This window comes from Nonomuraea purpurea, assembly GCF_042650645.1.
Lineage (GTDB): Bacteria > Actinomycetota > Actinomycetes > Streptosporangiales > Streptosporangiaceae > Nonomuraea > Nonomuraea purpurea.
The window spans coordinates 238534-256101 of sequence record NZ_JBHSBI010000008.1; the positions used below are offsets into that span (position 1 = coordinate 238534).

15 protein-coding genes are annotated in these 17568 nt (G+C 68.1%); 6 read left to right on the plus strand and 9 right to left on the minus strand.

The genetic code is table 11. The features are described 5' to 3' along the window. Window positions 1–120 precede the first annotated feature (120 nt). Window positions 121–1065, plus strand: a complete 945-nt coding sequence (locus ACFOY2_RS18055) for a DMT family transporter (protein WP_379529203.1) — start codon at window positions 121–123, stop codon at window positions 1063–1065. Here the strand turns inward: ACFOY2_RS18055 and ACFOY2_RS18060 are convergent. From ACFOY2_RS18060 to ACFOY2_RS18070, 3 genes are all read right to left on the minus strand, one after another. Next, a complete protein-coding gene (locus ACFOY2_RS18060; RefSeq protein ID WP_379529204.1) occupies window positions 1059–1757 on the minus strand; it encodes a hypothetical protein in 699 nt (232 codons plus the stop codon). The genes ACFOY2_RS18055 and ACFOY2_RS18060 overlap by 7 nt on opposite strands. Window positions 1758–3034: 1277 nt before the next feature. Continuing rightward, entirely contained in the window at window positions 3035–3688 is a 654-nt protein-coding gene (locus ACFOY2_RS18065; protein WP_379529205.1) for a hypothetical protein, read from the minus strand. Window positions 3689–3782: 94 nt separating this feature from the next. Continuing rightward, window positions 3783–4103 (minus strand): rhamnogalacturonan lyase family protein, encoded by a 321-nt coding sequence (locus tag ACFOY2_RS18070; protein WP_379529206.1) that lies wholly within the window; start codon window positions 4101–4103, stop codon window positions 3783–3785. Window positions 4104–4210: 107 nt separating this feature from the next. Here ACFOY2_RS18070 and ACFOY2_RS18075 point away from each other — a divergent pair, with 107 nt between their 5' ends. The 4 genes from ACFOY2_RS18075 to ACFOY2_RS18090 all read left to right on the plus strand — a co-directional run bounded on the left by ACFOY2_RS18075 (window position 4211) and on the right by ACFOY2_RS18090 (window position 11888). Beyond that, window positions 4211–6067 (plus strand): DUF2264 domain-containing protein, encoded by a 1857-nt coding sequence (locus ACFOY2_RS18075; protein WP_379529207.1) that lies wholly within the window; start codon window positions 4211–4213, stop codon window positions 6065–6067. A 48-nt stretch (window positions 6068–6115) separates the two neighbouring features. Next, window positions 6116–6553, plus strand: coding sequence for an anthrone oxygenase family protein (locus ACFOY2_RS18080; protein WP_379529208.1), 438 nt, complete (start codon window positions 6116–6118; stop codon window positions 6551–6553). A gap of 270 nt (window positions 6554–6823) precedes the next feature. Further along, complete coding sequence (locus ACFOY2_RS18085) at window positions 6824–10693, plus strand: metallophosphoesterase (protein ID WP_379529209.1); 3870 nt, start codon at window positions 6824–6826, stop codon at window positions 10691–10693. 64 nt (window positions 10694–10757) lie between these two features. Further along, complete coding sequence (locus tag ACFOY2_RS18090) at window positions 10758–11888, plus strand: HupE/UreJ family protein (RefSeq protein ID WP_379529210.1); 1131 nt, start codon at window positions 10758–10760, stop codon at window positions 11886–11888. A gap of 3 nt (window positions 11889–11891) precedes the next feature. Here ACFOY2_RS18090 and ACFOY2_RS18095 read toward each other — a convergent pair whose 3' ends face one another. From ACFOY2_RS18095 to ACFOY2_RS18120, 6 genes are all read right to left on the minus strand, one after another. Next, window positions 11892–12989, minus strand: a complete 1098-nt coding sequence (locus ACFOY2_RS18095; protein WP_379529211.1) for a glycoside hydrolase family 53 protein — start codon at window positions 12987–12989, stop codon at window positions 11892–11894. Between the two features lie 44 nt (window positions 12990–13033). Further along, entirely contained in the window at window positions 13034–13411 is a 378-nt protein-coding gene (locus tag ACFOY2_RS18100; protein WP_379529212.1) for a hypothetical protein, read from the minus strand. A 74-nt stretch (window positions 13412–13485) separates the two neighbouring features. Next, window positions 13486–13680: a DUF5708 family protein gene (locus ACFOY2_RS18105; protein WP_357814616.1), complete on the minus strand. Its 195-nt coding sequence runs from the start codon at window positions 13678–13680 to the stop codon at window positions 13486–13488. 108 nt (window positions 13681–13788) lie between these two features. Further along, a complete protein-coding gene (locus ACFOY2_RS18110; protein ID WP_379529213.1) occupies window positions 13789–14199 on the minus strand; it encodes an ATP-binding protein in 411 nt (136 codons plus the stop codon). 174 nt (window positions 14200–14373) lie between these two features. Continuing rightward, window positions 14374–15210, minus strand: a complete 837-nt coding sequence (locus ACFOY2_RS18115) for an SAM-dependent methyltransferase (protein WP_379529214.1) — start codon at window positions 15208–15210, stop codon at window positions 14374–14376. 691 nt (window positions 15211–15901) lie between these two features. Continuing rightward, window positions 15902–16756: an aminoglycoside phosphotransferase family protein gene (locus ACFOY2_RS18120; RefSeq protein ID WP_379529215.1), complete on the minus strand. Its 855-nt coding sequence runs from the start codon at window positions 16754–16756 to the stop codon at window positions 15902–15904. A 146-nt stretch (window positions 16757–16902) separates the two neighbouring features. On the opposite strand from ACFOY2_RS18120, the gene ACFOY2_RS18125 reads away from it, so the two are divergent. Next, complete coding sequence (locus ACFOY2_RS18125) at window positions 16903–17562, plus strand: trypsin-like serine protease (RefSeq protein WP_379529216.1); 660 nt, start codon at window positions 16903–16905, stop codon at window positions 17560–17562. The last annotated feature ends 6 nt before the right edge of the window (window positions 17563–17568 follow it).

Here is a 17568-nt window from a genome sequence, read left to right on the forward strand (position 1 = left end):
CGCGCTGCCACCCGGCTTTCTGAGGCGCACGAGCGTACAAGACGGGCATATCGCGTCCGGCGCAGGATGTTCGCCGCCCTTGTCTTCGGGCGCGGAAAGGCGTTGTGCGGAGGGGAGCCCATGACAAGCACTGTAACGACCGGCCCCAGGCCGTACCTCCTGCTGGTCACCACCATGCTGCTGTGGGGGAGCGGCTTCAGCAGCTCCAAGGTGATTGTCGATCACCTGCCTCACTCGGTGGTGGCGACCTTGAGGTTCGGCGGGGGCGCGCTGGCGCTGCTGGTGGCGTTGCGGTTCGTCCGGCAGGGCGGCGGCGAGCGGCGGCGGACGTCGCGGCGCGACTGGGTACGGGCGGCGGGGGCGGGCGTGCTCGGGGTCTTCGTGTACAACCTGCTGTTCTTCTGGGGGTTGTCGCTGGCCCCTGCGATCGACGGGAGCACCATCGTGCCGGTCATGAGCCCGGTGCTGACGACGTCGTTCCTGCTGATCACGCGTACGGAGAGGGCGTCGGCGGCGCGGGTGGCGGGGCTGGCGGTCGGAGCGGCGGGCGCGGTGATCTTCTTCGTGGGGTCGGGAGGGGAGGCGGGCGGGGGCCAGGCCAGGCTCGCGGGGGATCTGCTCTTCCTGCTCAGCGCCTGCTGCTGGGCGGCGTTCACACTGCTGGGCCGCCGCGTGCTCGCAGGGATCGAGCCGCTTCGGGCGACGACGTACGCCACGGTGAGCGGCGCGATCCTGCTGGCCCTCTACAGTGCGCCGGCGGCGGTCGAGGTCGCCTGGACCGAGGTGCCCGCCCACGTCTGGCTGAACGTCGTCTTCGTGGCGCTCGGCCCGACGGCCGTGGCGAACGTGCTCTACTACCGGGGCATCCACGCGGTCGGCCCGGCGTCCGCGTCCACCATGATGTTCGTCGTGCCCGTGGTCGGGACGACCTGCTCGGCGCTGCTCCTGGGCGAGTCGTTCGGGACGGTGCAGGCGGCGGGGGCGGCCGTGCTTCTCGTCGGCGCCGTCCTGGCCGTCACCCAGGGCAGACTCCCGGTACGGCGGCGCGGCCCATCGGATCATTGACCGTCCGGGGACGGTCCCGGATCTTCCTGGTCGAAGGGGGAGCCGGCCCGGCTGGCGCGGCTCAGATAGGTCACGCCGATGATGAGGGCCACACCGCCGAGCCCGAGCAAGGCGATGAGCCCCGGGTTCCACGGCGAGCGCGTGCTGCCGGAGACGACCACGACCCTGCCCTGGCCGGAGGTGGCGGTGATGTCGTCATGGGTGAGGATCCAGTCGTCCGAACCCAGCAGCTCGTTGTTCTCGCGGAAGTCGTTCAGGCCGCCGGTGTAGCGCCTGCCGCCGGGGTCGATCAGCGCGGTGGTCTTGCCGCCCGCGGTGCGGGCGATGTACAGCGTCATCAGCTCCAACCGGCCGTCGTGCCGTTTGACCAGGATGTCGCGCTCGAACGACTTCCCGCCAAAGCCGGCGTAGGACGTCACGGCGTCGCCCACAGACGAGTCGGGCAGGCAGCCGCGACCGCACGGCTGGGCCGCCATCATCGCCTCCAGGACCTGATCGGGGGTGCCCTCGGAGGCGAACTGCGCCAGCCGGTCCTCGCTCGTCTCGCCACGAAACTTGTCGCCCTTGACGTTCGTCGACCGTGCGTACTCGCCGAACAGGGCTGACACGCTGAGCGGTGGGGTGGCCGAGCCGCACCCCGTCAGCGCCAGGGCGAGAACAAGGAGAATCCAGGGGCGGCGGAGTACGTCCATGGTGGTCCTCTTCGTGGGCGTCGGAGCAGGGTCGCCCACGAAGTATCGGCGTGACCGGCCGGGACCCGTCCCGGCTCGCACGATCGGCCTTACGACTCTGAGGGCCGGGCGCCTTGGCCATTGGTCTTGGGGTGACCCCTACGTTGGCCAATCCTCCGGCGTGAGGCACCGCCGGAGGACGAGCTGCCGCCTTGCAGCAGTCGCTACTGCCCTTGCTCGGATATCCCTGCTGAATGGTGAACGACTCGGCTGAGCAACGACTGCGGCCCAAGCTTGCCCACGTGCAGCAAGTAACTCGCGGCCGAAGGCGGACGCTTTTGGGCTCGTGCGTGTTGAGTCAGAGGTCGCTCGAATTCCCGCTCGACTTCGTGGCGGAGATAGGCATCGAAGATGGTGGGCTCCTTCACGTCGGCAAGAACATCGCCCAGTTCAGACCGTCGTGGTCACCAAGTCGCCGAAAGCGTCGAAGTCGGACCCGTGCTTTTCCCTGAGACGGACGATCTTCTCGCTAAGTTCCTGAGATCGCTGATCTGCCGGCTTACCAAGCAGAGAAGTAGAGCGTTCACGATTTGGTTAGCTGTCCACTCTTGATCAGCGGGTTGTCTGGTTTGGTCGCGGCACCTTCTTCATCGTCCCGCTCTTCAGACGTCTCCGACGTGGGCTGGGGGGATACGGGCGCTCGTTTGCCAGAAGAGGGCGCAGTACGCGATCTGGATCGTGCTGCGATACCCAAGAAAAGGAGCCAGGAAGGGCTTGATGCAGGGCGCGGAGATCGTCATCGTTGGCGACACGTCGAGAGCGCGGTTTTCCACCCGATACGACACCACCCCTGGCTATAACCCAGCCCTATTCAGAGCTGCAAGGATGTCTTCATGTAATGCCCGCATCGAGCTCCGCTCGAATCCGGTTCTTGTTTGGAGCTCCCAATCTTCCAGTTCTTGGTCTGCTTCACGCAAGGCTGCTAGGATCATGCGAAGCTCTAGGGCAGACAATTCGAAGGTGAAACGATCAGCGTGAAGCGGTACCACCTTCATTTGCGCACCTCCATCGGCGTGTAATCGCAGCTTATCCCAGTACGCCTATTTTGTTTTCGGAGGGAAGATCGTACCATAATTCGGGTCTTTCGGATTCCAATGGACTAGCACATTCTTTGGGCCGGGATTGGGGATGGGGCCGGGGCCGCCAAGCGGGCCGCCGGTCGGTGCGGCGGCGGGCGCGGGCGCGGGCGGTGACATGCGCCCTGGCAGGCGCGGGCGGCGCCTGCCGGGGTCGCGGCGTCACGGGTAGTACGTGGCGAGTTTCTCCTTGATCTTGGCCACGGTGTCGTCGAAGGGCATGGCCTGCGGTTGGCCGTTCCGGTAGTCGAGGAGCTGGACGGCGTACACGGCCGTGCCCTGGCGAACCACGGCCACCCACCAGTACTGCGTGATCGCCGTGTAGCCGTTGACGCCGGAGGTGATGCGCATGACGTCCACCCCTCCCGCTTCGGCGACCTTGGTGACGTGGAGGACGAATGAGGCGTTCTCGTCCGGCCGGTTGCGTTCGACGCAGGTGGTCAGGTAGTTCCGCCACGTCCGCTCGAACGCCGCAGCCGCGTCCGCGGTCGGGAAGACCCAGACGTTGTTGTAGGAGTGGAACGACTTCGGGGTGGAGTATCTGGCGCTGATGCCCGCGCTCGCGCCGTTGGGCCGCCCGTACTGCCAGCACGTCGGGCCGGTGACGTCGCCCTCGAAGTACGGGTTGATCCACGGCTGCTGGAACGCCTGGCCGACCGGCGGCTGGTCCGCGGGGCTCAGGAGCACCTCGCGATTGACGTCGGCCATGGTGACCTGGGTGGCGGGGGCGGCGTTGGCGGGGACGGCGGCGGTGAGGAGCATCGCGCAGGCGATGGCGGCGCCGCTCAGGGCGGCTCGGGCTGCGGATAAGCGCATGGGGCAGGTCCTTTCTCCGTGCGTGGGATGACTTCTTTGATCATCTTGTGTCACGGACGGATGTCAACGACCGTGATCGAAGCGCAATCCCGGGTCAGCCGCCCGCGTAGGTGATGTTCGGCCGGGGCGGACGGGCCATGCCGGAGCCGAGGAAGTAGTCCACGTGGTGCGACTGCATGCATCCCTTGAGGGTCATGCCGTTGCGGTAGGCCGGGTTGTGCGCCAGCGTGTACAGCCTGGTGCCGCTCGGCCGGTCCGTGGTGAAGACGATCAGTTCGTTGAAGGCCGCGTTGGTGTAGACGACCTCGCGCCAGTCGCCGAGGATGTCGCCGACGAAGGCGGGGTTGACGGTGCTCGCGTTGACCGCGCCGTACCTCGATGTGGTGAGCAGGCGAGGCAACTCCGACCCTGGCACAGCCCGAAACCTACGACGCGCACGCGGCGTAGCAGAAGCAGTAAGGACCCCACGGCGACGTGGGGGAGTCCCCGGCGGTTGCGCCGGGGAGGATGTCAAAATGCAGTGTGCGCCTCCCCGAGACCGACACCCGCCTGTCCCCATACACCGGCTGGACCCGCGCCCACTGGGAGAGCGTGGCCGACCATCTGCTGGAGTCAGTGGTGCCGTACGCCACGGACGACTTCGCGCAGTTCCGCCTGCCCGGCAAGGCGAGCAGATCGGGCCGGGTGAGCGACGGGCTGGAGGGGTTCGCGCGCACGTTCCTGCTGGCGGGCCTGCGCATCGCGGGCGCGGGCGGTGATGTGCCGCCCGCCCTGCTGGAGCGCTACGCGGCGGGGCTCGTGGCCGGGACCGACCCCGCGCACCCCTACGCCTGGCCGGAACTGTCCGACATGTCGCAGCCGTTGGTCGAGGCCGCGTCCGTGGCGCTGGCGCTGCACGAGACCCGCCCCTGGCTGTACGACCGGCTGTCGCCCGCGCAGCAGGAGCGGGTGCTGGCATGGCTGGCAGGGTTCGTCGGGCGGTGCACGCCGGCGAACAACTGGGTGCTGTTCCAGGTGATCGTCGAGCAGTTCCTGGCCGAGGCGGGCGGGCCGCACGACCCCGCCGAGATCGCCGGCGGGCTGGAACGGATCGAGGAGTGGTACGTCGGCGACGGCTGGTACTCCGACGGCAAGGGCAAGAACTTCGACTACTACTGCGGCTGGGCGCTGCACCTGTATCCGTCGTTGTGGGCGCGCATGGCCGGCGACACCGCCCGCCAAGAGCTCTACGCCGGTCGTCTGCGGACGTTCCTGGCCCAGTACCAGCACCTGTTCGCCGCCGACGGCGGGCCGGTGCACCAGGGGCGTTCGCTGATCTACCGGTTCGCGACGGTCGCGCCGCTGTGGCTGGGCGCGCTGACCGGCGCCTCGCCGCTTCCTCCCGGCAGGACCCGGCGGATCGCCAGTGGCACGCTGCGCCACTTCGTCGAACGCGGCGCACCCGACGGCCGCGGCCTGCTCACCTGCGGCTGGTACGACGCCTTCCCGCCCGGCACCCAGGACTACTCGGGCCCAGGCTCGCCGTACTGGGCCAGCAAGGCCTTCCTCGGCCTGCTGCTGCCCCAGGACCACCCGGCCTGGACCGACGCCGAGGAGGCCGCGCCCATCGACGGCGCCGACCAGACGGTGGCGATGCCCGCGCCCGGCTGGCTGCTGCACGCCACCCACGCCGACGGCATCATCCGGCTGGTGAACCACGGCAGCGACCGCGACCGCGTCCAGGACCCGTCCGGTTGGCCGGATCCGCACTACCTCAGGCTCGCCTACACCAGCCACACCGGCCCCGACCTCGGCCCTGAGGCGGTCGACGGCCAGCTCGCCGTCCTGTCGCCAGACGGAGCCGTCTCGCGGCGGCGCCGCATCGAGCCCCTGTCGGTGGGGGAGCGCCTGGCGGCCTCGGCCTACCAGGACGGTCCCGTCCGCGTGGTGACCGCCTCCGTGATCGACGGCCCGGCCGAGATCCGCATCCACCAGGTCACCGCGCCCGCCGGGCACCGGGTACGCGACGGCGGTTACGCGCTCGCCTGGCACGAGCCGCCCACGACGCTCGTTTCCGGCATCTCCGCGCTGGCCCGCCGCCCGGACGGGCTGGCCAGTGTGGTGCGCGGGCTCCACGGCTACACGGGGACGGGCGTGGTCACGGCCAAGGACGTCAACGCCTTCGGCCGCCATTCCGCCACCCCGTACACGATCTGCGACGCCCACCCGGGCGGCACGGCCGTGTACGTCAGCCTGATCCTGCTCACCGCGGCGGAACCGCCCACGGTGGAGGCGCGGGTGGAGGGTGACGAGGTCGTGCTGAGGCTGTCCGGCGGCGACGAGGTCAGCGTCCGTCTGGGCGAGATCGCGGGTGTGCTGGACGATCGCGTATGCGGTTGAGAGGGCGGTGCATGGACCGGCTCGTGTGCCAGGCGTCACGATGAGCGCATGGTGGCACTCTCTCTCATCGCGCTCGCCCTGCACGGCCTCGTCGCCGGTCTCTTCTACGCCTTCTCCATGTCCGTCATGCCCGGACTGAACGCGATCGACCCGGCCCAGGCCGAGGCGGCCATGCGCAGCGTCAACAGGAAGATCCTCAACCCGTGGCTCTTCGTCGTCTTCCTCGGCTCGCCGCTCGTGGCGCTGGTGGCCGGGCTGCTCGCGGACGGTTCCGCCGCCCTGTGGTTCTTCGCCGCCGCGGCGGTGAACTTCGCCGGCTCGTTCCTGGTCACCGTGGCGATCAACGTGCCCATGAACAACGCCATCGAGGCGGGCACCATGCCGTGGAAGGACTACTCGCGGCGGTGGACCGCCTGGAACACGCTGCGTGCCGTGGCGTGCGTGGCGAGTCTCGTCCTGGTCGGCGTCGGCCTGACGGCCCTGTGACCAGGGTGTACGGGGGCTTGTGACCTATTTGTTCCTGTCTCGTGATAAATGACCAGAATGAACTGATCGTTCGTCTTCTCGTCAGTCTCTGCACGCACACTGTTCACTCGTGCGCTCCAATGTGTCCGCCCGGGAGCAGCCCGCCTGATCGGCCGCTCACGCACGGAGGAGAAGGGACTGCACCTGATGCAGCCAACAGCACGACACAATCGGGGCGGTTTATGGAGCCGCGGGCGTCTGGCCGCGGTCGGCGCGGTCACGGTGCTGCTCATGAGCAGCCTCGTGACCGCGGCCCACGCCGACCCAGGGGCACAGGGACGGCCCACCCCCACACCGACCGGTACGCCGAGCCCGCCGACGCTCACCCCCGCGGGCGGCTCCTACATCGAGGGCACGGTCAAGGTCGCGGCCGTCCCGACCTCGGCCGGTGACAGCGTCACCAAACTCGACATCGACGGGACCGCGATCGACGCCGCCAAGACCGTGGGCGTCTCCAAGCTCCGCTTCGACGTCGGCCCGAACTCCACCGAAGCGCAGTACCACAGCTACGTGCTGGTCAACGGCGCCTACCGGAGCGAGATCGGCGACCACGTCAACGAACGGGCGACCATCGAGATCCCGAACGAGCACCTCGTCAAGGGCGAGAACACCGTCGAGATCGTCGTCGGCGCCATCCAGAGCTCATGCGGCCTCAACTACGACGACTTCGTCCTGTCCGACGTGGGCCTCGAACTTCTCGGCGAGGTCGCGGACGGCGAGGACAACCCGTACACCCTCTCCTTCGGCGACGGTAGCTGCGGCACGAACACCTCGCTGCTGAAGCGCGCCACGCTCAAGTTCTTCACCCAGTCAGAGCCGCAGGCCACCACCGGGCTCGCCGCGGACGTCGACACGACGAAGCTCGCCAACGGCGAGCACGCCATCACCGCCACGACAGCCGCCGGCGTGACCACCAAGAACACCGTGACCGTGAACAACGCCCCCGCCGGGGCGCCACGGCTGCAGCCCGCGGACGGCACGATCGTGGCGGGCGTCAAGTCCGTCTTCGCGACCGTCCCGGCCACGGGCTCGGGCGGCGTCAAGTCCCTCACCGTCGACGACGCCGACCCGCCCGCCAAGCCCACGCTCGGCAACGGCGCCGCCATGTTCGCCTTCGACGTGGGCGCGGACCCGATCGAGGACAAGTACGACAACTTCCTGCTCGTCAACGGCAAGCGCATCGACCTGGGCGGCACCTATACGAGCCGGCGCGTGACCGTCGCGATCCCCGCCCGGTTCCTGGTGCCCGGCGACAACACGATCAAGGTCGTCACCGGTGACTACAAGGAGTCCTGCGGCAACAACCGCGACGACTTCACCATCGCGGGCCTCGGGCTCACCCTCGACGGCGCGACCGTGACCGGCCAGGACATCAAGCCGTCGTACGAGATGGGCGACGGCGACTGCGGCAGCAACCAGAGCGCCCTGCGCGAGGCCGAACTGCGCTACACGATCGAGGCCAAGGCGGTGCGCGTCGTCGAGACGCTCGGCTCGGGCGATGCGACCCTCAGCTTCAACGTGGGCAGCAACTCGATCGAGGCGCGCTACCAGAACTATCTGCTCGTCAACGGCCAGAAGGTCGTGCTCGACGGCGACTTCGTCAGCCGCCGGATCGACTTCACGATCCCGAACGAGTTCCTGGTGCCTGGCTGGAACACGATCGACTTCGTGACCGGCACGTACCCGACGTCGTGCGGCAACAACCGCGACGACTTCGCGATCTCGAACATCACCCTCACCCCGGCGCAGGGCACCGCGACCGGCCAGATGCTCAAGCCGTCCTACAGCATGGGCGACGGCAACTGCGGCGACAACGTGAACCCGCTGACCGAGATCGACCTCGAGTTCCTCGTCGACGCCCCGGCCCGAGGTCTGCGCGTGGACCTCGACAGCACCGAGCTCAAGGACGGCAAGCACACCCTTTCGGCTGCCTCGTCGTCCGGCGAGGTCGCCACCCGCCTGCTGGTCAGCGACAACTCGGCGCCGAAGGTCGTCAGGAGCGTCCCGGCCGCGGGCAAGAAGATCAGCGCCTCGGTCGTGCTGGACGTCACGCTGGAGGACGCCTCAGGCGTGGTGTCTGGGCCGGACGTCAAGCTCGACGGTCAGCCGATCGAGCTCGGCGCCCCGGTGGGGCCCGGCCTCAAGGCCGGCAGGCACACGCTGGCCGTGACCGGCGCCGACGGGCTCGGCAACACCGCCACCCACGAGATCGTGTTCGAGTCCGCGGGCATCCCGGACGTACCCGCCGAGCTGAGCCCGGCACTCGGGGCCGTGGACGTCTCCGACCCCGTCAAGCTCTCGGCGAAGGTCGGCGAGCCCGACGGCGGCCGGGTGACGGCGACGTTCAACGAGGCGCAGATCCTCACCCCGAACCAGGCGTACCAGGGCACGGCCACGTCCGTCCCCACGACCCTGAAGGTCCCGGGTGAGAAGCGCGTCAAGACCGACGCGCTCGAACCCGCCGACGGCAGGACGCTCGACGCGCCCACCGGCCAGGACCTCGTCTACCAGCGGTACGACGTCCAGGTCCAGGGCCACGTGGAGTCCCCGGTGCTGCGCTGGGAGGGCGTCATCGACCCCGAGCGCCTGGCGTCCCTGCGCGTGTGGAACACCAAGACCGACACCTGGGACCTGCTGACGAGCGCCCGCGGCGCCGACGACGGCAAGACCGCGCTGACGGCCGTCGTCGACCGCGAGTACGTCGACAAGCAGCAGGTGCACGTCATGGTGACGGCCGAGGACCCGTTCGCCGACGACATCGAGCCCGGCGACCCGAACGGCTTCGACGACCCCGCCACCTACGACTTCTCGATGGTGCACTTCACCGACACGCAGTACATCTCCGAAGGCGCGGTGGAGCAGGAGAGCCCGCAGGAGCGGGCGGTGTGGGAGTCCGCCTACGCCGGCATCGTCAACTGGATCAAGGACAACAAGGACCAGCGCAAGATCTCCTACGTCGCGCACACCGGCGACATCATCGAGAACAACGGCCGCAAGCCCGCTGACGAGGCCATGCAGCGGCAGGTCGTCGGCGAGTTCGAGGTGTCGTCGCGGCAGCAGAAGGTGCTGGACGACGCCGGCATCCCCAACGGCGTGATCGCCGGCAACCACGACAACCAGTCGGGCACCGAGAACGGCCCCGAGGCCATCTACAACAAGTACTACGGTCCGGGCCGCTACCAGGACGCCTCCCGGGGCTGGAAACACGCCTCGTACGGCGGCCCGTGGAAGGAGGGCGACAACCAGAACCACTACGAGCTGTTCTCGGCAGGCGGGCTGGACTTCGTCGTGGTCGGACTGTCGTACGGGGTGACCAGGGACGAGGCCGAGTGGGCCGACTCCGTCTTCAAGAAGTTCCCCAACCGCAACGGGATCCTGCTCTCGCACGACTACATCGTGCCGAGCACGGACCCCGCCGGTCGCGGCGCCGGCTTCGCGGCCCCCGACGGCTCGATGTTGTACAAGACCGTGGTCGAGAAGAACGCGAACGTCTTCCTGATCCTCGCCGGCCACGAGCACGGCGTGGGCACCAATGTGAAGCCCAAGGTGGGCCAGGTCGGCAACGGCGTCGTCGAGCTGCTGGCGGACTACCAGTTCTACACGGTCTCGGCCGACCGGCTCGGGCTCACCGAGATCGGCGGCTACAACCCGCAGGACCAGCTCCAGTTCGGCGCGAGCTTCTTCCGGCTGCTGCAGTTCAACGTCAAGCGGGCGGAGCTGAGCGTGGACACCTACTCCCCGCTGCTGAACGACTTCGGCGCCACCGAGTACGACCCGCTGCGCCGCTACAACGGCCTGGAGGACAACATGGTGCTGCCGGTCGACCTCACCACCCGTACGACGAACTTCCAGACCGACTCGCTGGCGCTCTACAAGCCCAGCCGGATCATCGGCAAGAGCACGGTCGCCTCGGGCCAGGTCGCCTCGGTCACCTGGGACCGCCTGAAGGACGACACGGCCTACGCCTGGTTCGTCACGGCGCGTTCCGCCGGTGGCGGCGTGACCGCCTCCGAGCCGAGCGTCTTCGTCACCAAGGACGAGCACGGCCGCCCCGGCAAGTGGGGGCCTGACTCGCCGATGTACCGCTGGTTCAAGCGCTGACCCCGCGCCGCCCCGGACCTGCCCGGTCCGGGGCGGCGTCCGTCCCGACCTGGAGAGACGACACATGTCCCGCAGGCGCTGGCTGTCGGCCGCCGTCCTCGCCGTGATCCTCTGCGGCGCGCTGGCCGACCTGGTGCGTCCCGCTCCGGCGCAGGCGCACGAGGCGACCACGAAGGCCCACGTCGAGGTGAGCGGCGCGGGCGCGAACGTCAGGGCCGTGCTCGACCTCGAGTACGACCTGCTCATGAAGTCGGCCTGGCTCTACGCCGAGGCGTACGAGGCCAAGGGCCGGGCCGAGCAGCTCCGCCAACTGAAGACCAACCGCGACGCGGTGATCCGCTACGTCACCGACCGCTTCCAGGTGGCCTACAAGGACAAACCATGCACGCCCACCATGGCGGGCGACGCGGACGTACGCCCGCGCGGCAAGGCGGCCTTCGCCGTGCTCACCCTCGACTACGCCTGCGGCGCGGGCGAGGGCGCTTACGCGATCTCCAGCGCGCTCTTCCCCGACTCCGAGACCTTCGTCCACAGCACGGAGACCCTCCTCCGCTACCGGCTCGACGGGGAGAACGGCTCGGCCGTCCTGGTTGCCCAGAGCCCGACGGTGCGGGTCGGCGAGCACTCGGCGACGAACCAGATCGGGGAGTTCTTCCTGCTCGGCGCGGAACACCTGCTGTTCGGTCTGGACCACGTCCTGTTCCTGCTCGCCCTGCTCATCGGCGCCCGCAGGCTACGGGACGTCGTCCTGACGGCCTCGGCCTTCACCGTCGCCCACAGCATCACGTTCTTGCTGGCCGCGATGGGGATCGTGGCGGTCCCCGGCGAGATCGTCGAGCCGATCATCGCGGGCTCGATCGTCGTCGTGGCGGTTGCGGGCCTCCTGGGCCGCGAAGAGGACCGGCTGGGCCGCCTGCGGCTGCCGATCGTCTTCGCCTTCGGCCTGGTGCACGGGCTCGGGTTCGCGGGCGCGCTGGACATCGACGAGAGCGGATCGTGGGAGCTGCTCCTGTCGCTGCTGAGCTTCAACGTGGGCATCGAGGTCACCCAGCTCGTGCTCATCGCCGTGCTCTTCCCGCTGCTGACGCTGCTGCGCCGCACGTCCGCCGCCCGCTGGGCGGTGCTCGCGCTGTCGGTCCCCATCGTGGCGGTCAGCGTGTACTGGTTCTTCGAGCGCATCCCGCTGCCGCTGTGAGACCTACGGGGTCCACCTGATGCCGGGATTGACGCCGCCGGTCCAGTTGAACGTGGCCATGTTGTCCCATTGGTCGCCGGTGCCGTTGATGTTGGCAGGGTCCCAGCCGTTGCCCCTGATGGCGTACCAGGTGGGCTCCCAGTAGAAGACGCCGATCGCGCCGGCCGCGCGGGCGGTGTTCTGGACGGCGGTGAAGTTGCTCGCCTGCCCCTCCCAGGTGGCCGGGTAGCCCGAGCAGGGAGCCGAGCCGTTGACCGCATTCGCCTCGGAGTCGGCGTTGGCCGCCGTGAAGGGGTAGGCGGTCTCGGCCACGATGACCGGCTTGCCGTAGCGGGACCTGGTGTCGTTGATCACGCTGGACAGGGTCGACAGCGGGCCGTGCCACATGCAGTAGTACGACAGGGCGGTGATGTCCCAGGGCACGCCCTTGGCGCGGATCCCGTCGTAGAACCAGCGCGCGTTGGCCAGGCTGTCGGCGTTGGCCGTGTGGATGATCACCTGCGTGCCGGCGTTGCACGCCTTGGTCGCGTTGTAGCCGGCCTTCAGCAGCAGGCTCAGGTTGGTGAAGTCGTTGTTGACGACCCTGCCGTCGTTCCAGAGCATGCCGACGTTGATCTCGTTGCCGATCTGCACGCTGTCCGGTGTGGTGCCCTGCGCCTTGAGGGCGGTGCAGACGTCATAGGTGTAGTCGTAGACGTCCGTCTGGAGCTGGCCGATGCCGTGACTCACCCATGCGGCCGGCTTGTACTGCTTGCCCGGGTCGGCCCAGGTGTCGGAGTAGTGGAAGTCGATCATCAGGCCGAGCCCTTTGGCCTTGACCGTCTTGGCGTAGGCCAGCACCTTCGCCTTGTTGTTGTATCCGCTGGCCGGGTTGTTCCAGACGCGCATCCTGACGTAGTTGACGCCGGCGCCGGTGAGGATGTCCAGCGGGTTGGCGGCGGTTCCCGAGGGGTTGTAGTACGTGGCCCCGAGGTCGAGGCTGCGCTGCACCGAGGAGATGTCGGCGCCGCGCATGCTCAACGTGGCGGCGTCGGCGGGGGTGGGGGTGAGGGGGACGAGCGCGAGCAGGGTCGCCAGTGCGACCCTCCGTAAGACGGCCATACCGGTCTCCGTGTGTGAACGTTCACAGACGCCTTGAGAATAGATCAGGGCGTGTGGACGCGCCACAGGGCGGCCCTGTCCAGGGTGTCGATCTGCCAGGTGTGTGATCGGAGCGTGCCCCGGTGGCGGTAGTCGCGCATGATCCGCACGTGTTCCGGCACCCGGACGAACGCGCGCAGGTCGTCCTCGCCGCACCACACCGATAGCGACCCGCACCGGCGACCGGCCAGATCGACCCAGAGCCACATGCCCACCGCCCCGGGCAACGACGGCCACAGGCGGCTCAGCGACCGCCCGCGCCGGGCGATGCCGGGCAGGTCGATGAGCCGGTGCATGCGATAGTCCGTCAACGCGGCCACCAGCGGGCCCGGCTGTCCGACCGCAGGGCCGGCGATCCAACGGAACCTCAACACGTGTGTCATGGACGTCAGACTATATGAACGACCGATCGGTCGTATATATCCGGGGTTGAGGGCCAGGTCGGTGTTCGGCGGCCTCAGGCCGCGTCGTCGCGGCGGAGGCTCTTGTAGACGCCGTACAGGGCCTCCAGCCCACCGACGATCATCAGGACCACGCCCACCTTCGACGGTGTGAAGATGAAGATCTCCTCGTCGAGCCCCCACAACCACAGCGCCAGCCCGCCGGCGAAGGTGAGGGAACCGGTCAGGAGCGTCTTGCGGGCGGAGGCCATGGGGGACTCTTTCGATCACGAGGATGCGGGCGTCGGCCAGCGTAGTGACGGGCCGGGGCTCGTGACCTCCTGCGGGTTGAGGAGAGCGCGTACATCTTTCGAGTGATGTCAGGCGGTGCAGGTGAGCGCGAACCACACGACCTTGCCGCCGCTCACCACCGTCACGCCCCAGTCGTCGGCGATCGCCGCGACGATCTGAAGCCCTCGTCCGGACAGTGCGTTGAGGTCGGGCGAGCAAGGACGGGGTTCGCCTTCGCCCGGATCGAAGACCTCGCCGTACAACCGGCCCTCACGGTCTTCCAGGCGCAGCGCGTAGGCCGAACCGCCGTACCGGATGGCGTTCGTGACGAGTTCGCTCACGATGAGGAGGCAATCGTCGATCGCCCCGTGCAGGCCCCAGCCGGCCAGCTCTGTACGGACCAGGGAACGCGTCTTGCCGACACCTGCGGGGACCGATGGCAGCAGGTATTCCACCGTGCGGAGTTCGGTGGTGGGCAAGGCCCCGGGCTGGGGGGTCATGTGCATCACATCTCTCGCTATGGGAGCGCTCCCAATCCCAACGATAAGCTCTCACGCTCACTCTTGGGAATCCGCAAGGTGCAAGATTGTTGCGACGGTTCCCATTCGGCTTCCCGGCGAGGGCGACGATGGAGACGCGGGCATGTGGGGCGTGACCTTGACGTGGGGGTCAGGTCAGGGGATGTGAGCTAAGGCGCCGTAGTTGCCTGATGTGCTTGGTTCGTCGGCGCAGGCGAGATCGGGCCCTGTTGGACGCCACTGCGGGACCCACACCAGTCCGGGTTCCACCAGGTCGAGCCCTTCGAGCAGGGCCGCGACCTCCTCCCGGGAGCGGATCGCGAGGCGGGGCAGCGTCATGGTCAGCAGGTCGCGGATGGCCGGCAACAACTCCGGGGGGACGCCGTCGAACGAGGTGTGCAACAGTCCGAGGAAGCTGCCCTTGGGCGCCGCGTGCCGGAGCCGTTTGATGACGTAGTGGGCGTGTTCGTCATCGTCGAGACTGTGCGTCGACAGCAGCAGCACGGCCACGGGCCTGTCCCAGTCGAGGAAGGTCTGGACCACCCGGTCCCGGAGCATCTCGTCGATCTCCCGCACGTCGCCGTCCAGCACGCGGACCGTGTCCGTGAAGGGTTCGATGGTGGCGCGGGCCATGGCGACCACCATCGGGTTGTTCTCCACGTACAGGACTCGCAGGGAAGGGCTGGCGCAGGCGTCGCGCGCGATGTCGTGCAACCGGTGCCCGGCGGGAAGGCCGCTGGGAACCCCGCTTCCCACGATCATGAACTGGTCCACGCCCTCTTCCGCCGCCAGGTGGCCTATCACCCGGGACAGGAACTCGATCACGGCGCGGGCCGCGGTGGTGATGACAGGGGTTACTTGATCGAAATGACGCACCATGTCCTTGTCCGCCAGGAAGTTGTTCTTCCCGCCCGCGGCGGCGTCGAATATCCGCGTGATTCTGGCCTGCGTCGATTCGAGCATGGCCAAGTTTCGGACAGCACGTCGGTGCATGAGCGTTGCCCCTTTCCCTCGCCGCTACCCTGATGCGGTAAGCGATCTTCGGACTTCACTCGGTCACTCTGTCCATATGTTCCAACAATTCCAGTCAATGGCAATAAGCTAGACCGGTTATTTCTGGAAATGTTTGTTACCAGAATCGCCGCGACCGGACCTGCCTTGAGGCACTCGGATGGCATATCCGTGCAGGTGGGGCTGGGTTTAAGGCGCTGAGAGCGGCCTGTATGCACGCAAGGAAGGCGATCAGTTGAGTACGCTATGTGTTCGACTGATGACTGTATGATGTCGGCGGAATGGGCCGGACATGGCCGCTCGGTTCGGGCGGGGCGCGTAGGCCGTAATCCTCGCCCGTGTCAGCGGTTGGCGGTCCCGAAGGGGGTGCCGGGGCGGGCCGATTTCAACCGATGATCGAGTTCTATTTGATCATCCGTCCGGCGTCGCCGACATGCGTCTTCGGGTCGCAACCCGGCGTCGGTCTGGTGCGTTAATTGTCCGCACCGTGAATTCTCGTGGACGCCGAGGCGGCATGACCGTACGAGAAAAGTTGGGTGACGCACAGGAGAAAGGAGATGCGCGCGAAAATTCTGAGGGATGTGTTGTCGGCGATAATTCTGGGAATCCGGCCGCCGAGATCGGGTCACGCGCCCCGCTGCTTCATCGGTCTCGGCCCCGTCCTGCGACGGTGTCACGGGTTCTGGACAGCGGACTTCTCCAGCCACGCGACGACGTGCTCGACGTAGCTGTCGACCAGCGTCAGGGGTCTGCCGCCCAGTTCCAGGACCGCGACGAGGTGGTCGACGCCGAAGGTGTGCTCCCAGACGCGGGCGCGCCGGTATGTCGCGCCGTCGACGGCTCGCCGCAGGGTTTCCCAGCCGTGCCAGCTCATGAAGGCGGCGTCGATCGCCGGGTCGAACAGGTGGGCCCGGTCCCAGTCGAGGACGCCGATCAGCTTGCCGTCCGGGCCCCAATGCACGTTTGCGCCGCAGAGGTCGCCGTGGACGAGGGTGTCGGGAACCGCCTCCAGGGCCAGGGCCGCCTCCAGCCGCCGCCGTCCCTCCTCGCGCCACTTCGTGGGGAAGCGCGGGATGACCTCGTCGGCCAGGATGTTCGCCCAGTTGGCGGCGCCCGTGTGCGTGCGCGGCGCTGCCAGCAGGGCGCGCAGGTCCGGGGTGATGGGCAGTTCCCGCAGCGTTTCGAGCAGTTCGCCGATCCCGACCGGGTCGCCCTGGCCCTCGGCCAGGCCGGCACCGTCGATCCACGACACGGCGACGGCCGCGCGCTCCCCGAACGCCGTCACCGGCGTCAGCGGCTCGGGCACCGCGAACGGCAGCCCGGACGCCGCGATCACCCGCAGCACTTCGGTACCGCGCGGCAGCAACTCGGCCCCCAACGGACGCTGGCTGATCCGCACGGCCGCGACGCCCGGCAGCAGCACGACGTCGTGGATCCCGCCACGGGCGAGCCTGGCGGCGTCCAGCGGGGCGCCGGGCATGAGCGCGTCGGCGATCTCCAGCAGGTCGGCGGGTACGGGCTCGCTCATAGGACGGCAGCCTACGGCAGAGGCGCGGCGTCCTCGGCCGTGGACTGTGGGTCAAGACAAGTGTGGAGTCTCCGTCAACGACATCTCTTCGCCTTACGGACATCCTGAAAGCCGTCCACCTTGAAGCCGGAAGAAGGAATCCGCATATGCGAAGGAAGCTGCCGGCCTCCCTTGTCGCCGTTGTCGTCGCGTTACCCATAACCGCGTTCAACGTCCCCGCGCTGGCGGCTACCTCCACTCAGTCGGAAGCCGAGGCGGAGGACCTCGCGCTGATCGCCGAGCAGCGGGGCATCACCCTGGAGGAGGCTCAGGCCCTCTTCGGCTGGCAGGAGCAGTTCGTCGAGATCGCCAAGCTGCGCTACTACCGGCACGGGACCAGCGGGTCGAACTACACCAACGTGACGAGAAGGGACAGCATCCCGTACAGGTACGGCGACGCGACCTGGTACTCCCGGGGCGCGTACACGCCGTCGCCCACCTTCTACTACAACTGGGACATGGCCCGCGACGTCACCAGTGTCAAGCGGCCCATTCTCGACCAGAACATCTGCCGCTTCGGCCGCACGACGGGCAGGAACTGCTCGACGCCCGTCTGGGTGACCGACGTGTGTGCTCGCGACTACTGCGACCTGGTCGCCACGACGGGCCACACCGCGGAGAACGGCGACAGCGGCGGCCCCTGGTTCTTGAACACCACCGCTTACGGCGTCCACAAGGGGTGGAAGGAGATCGCCGATAAGAGGCGCTCCATTTTCACCGAAGCGGCGAATTTTCCGTACATGGACGTGAGCGTTCTCACCCGATAGCCGATC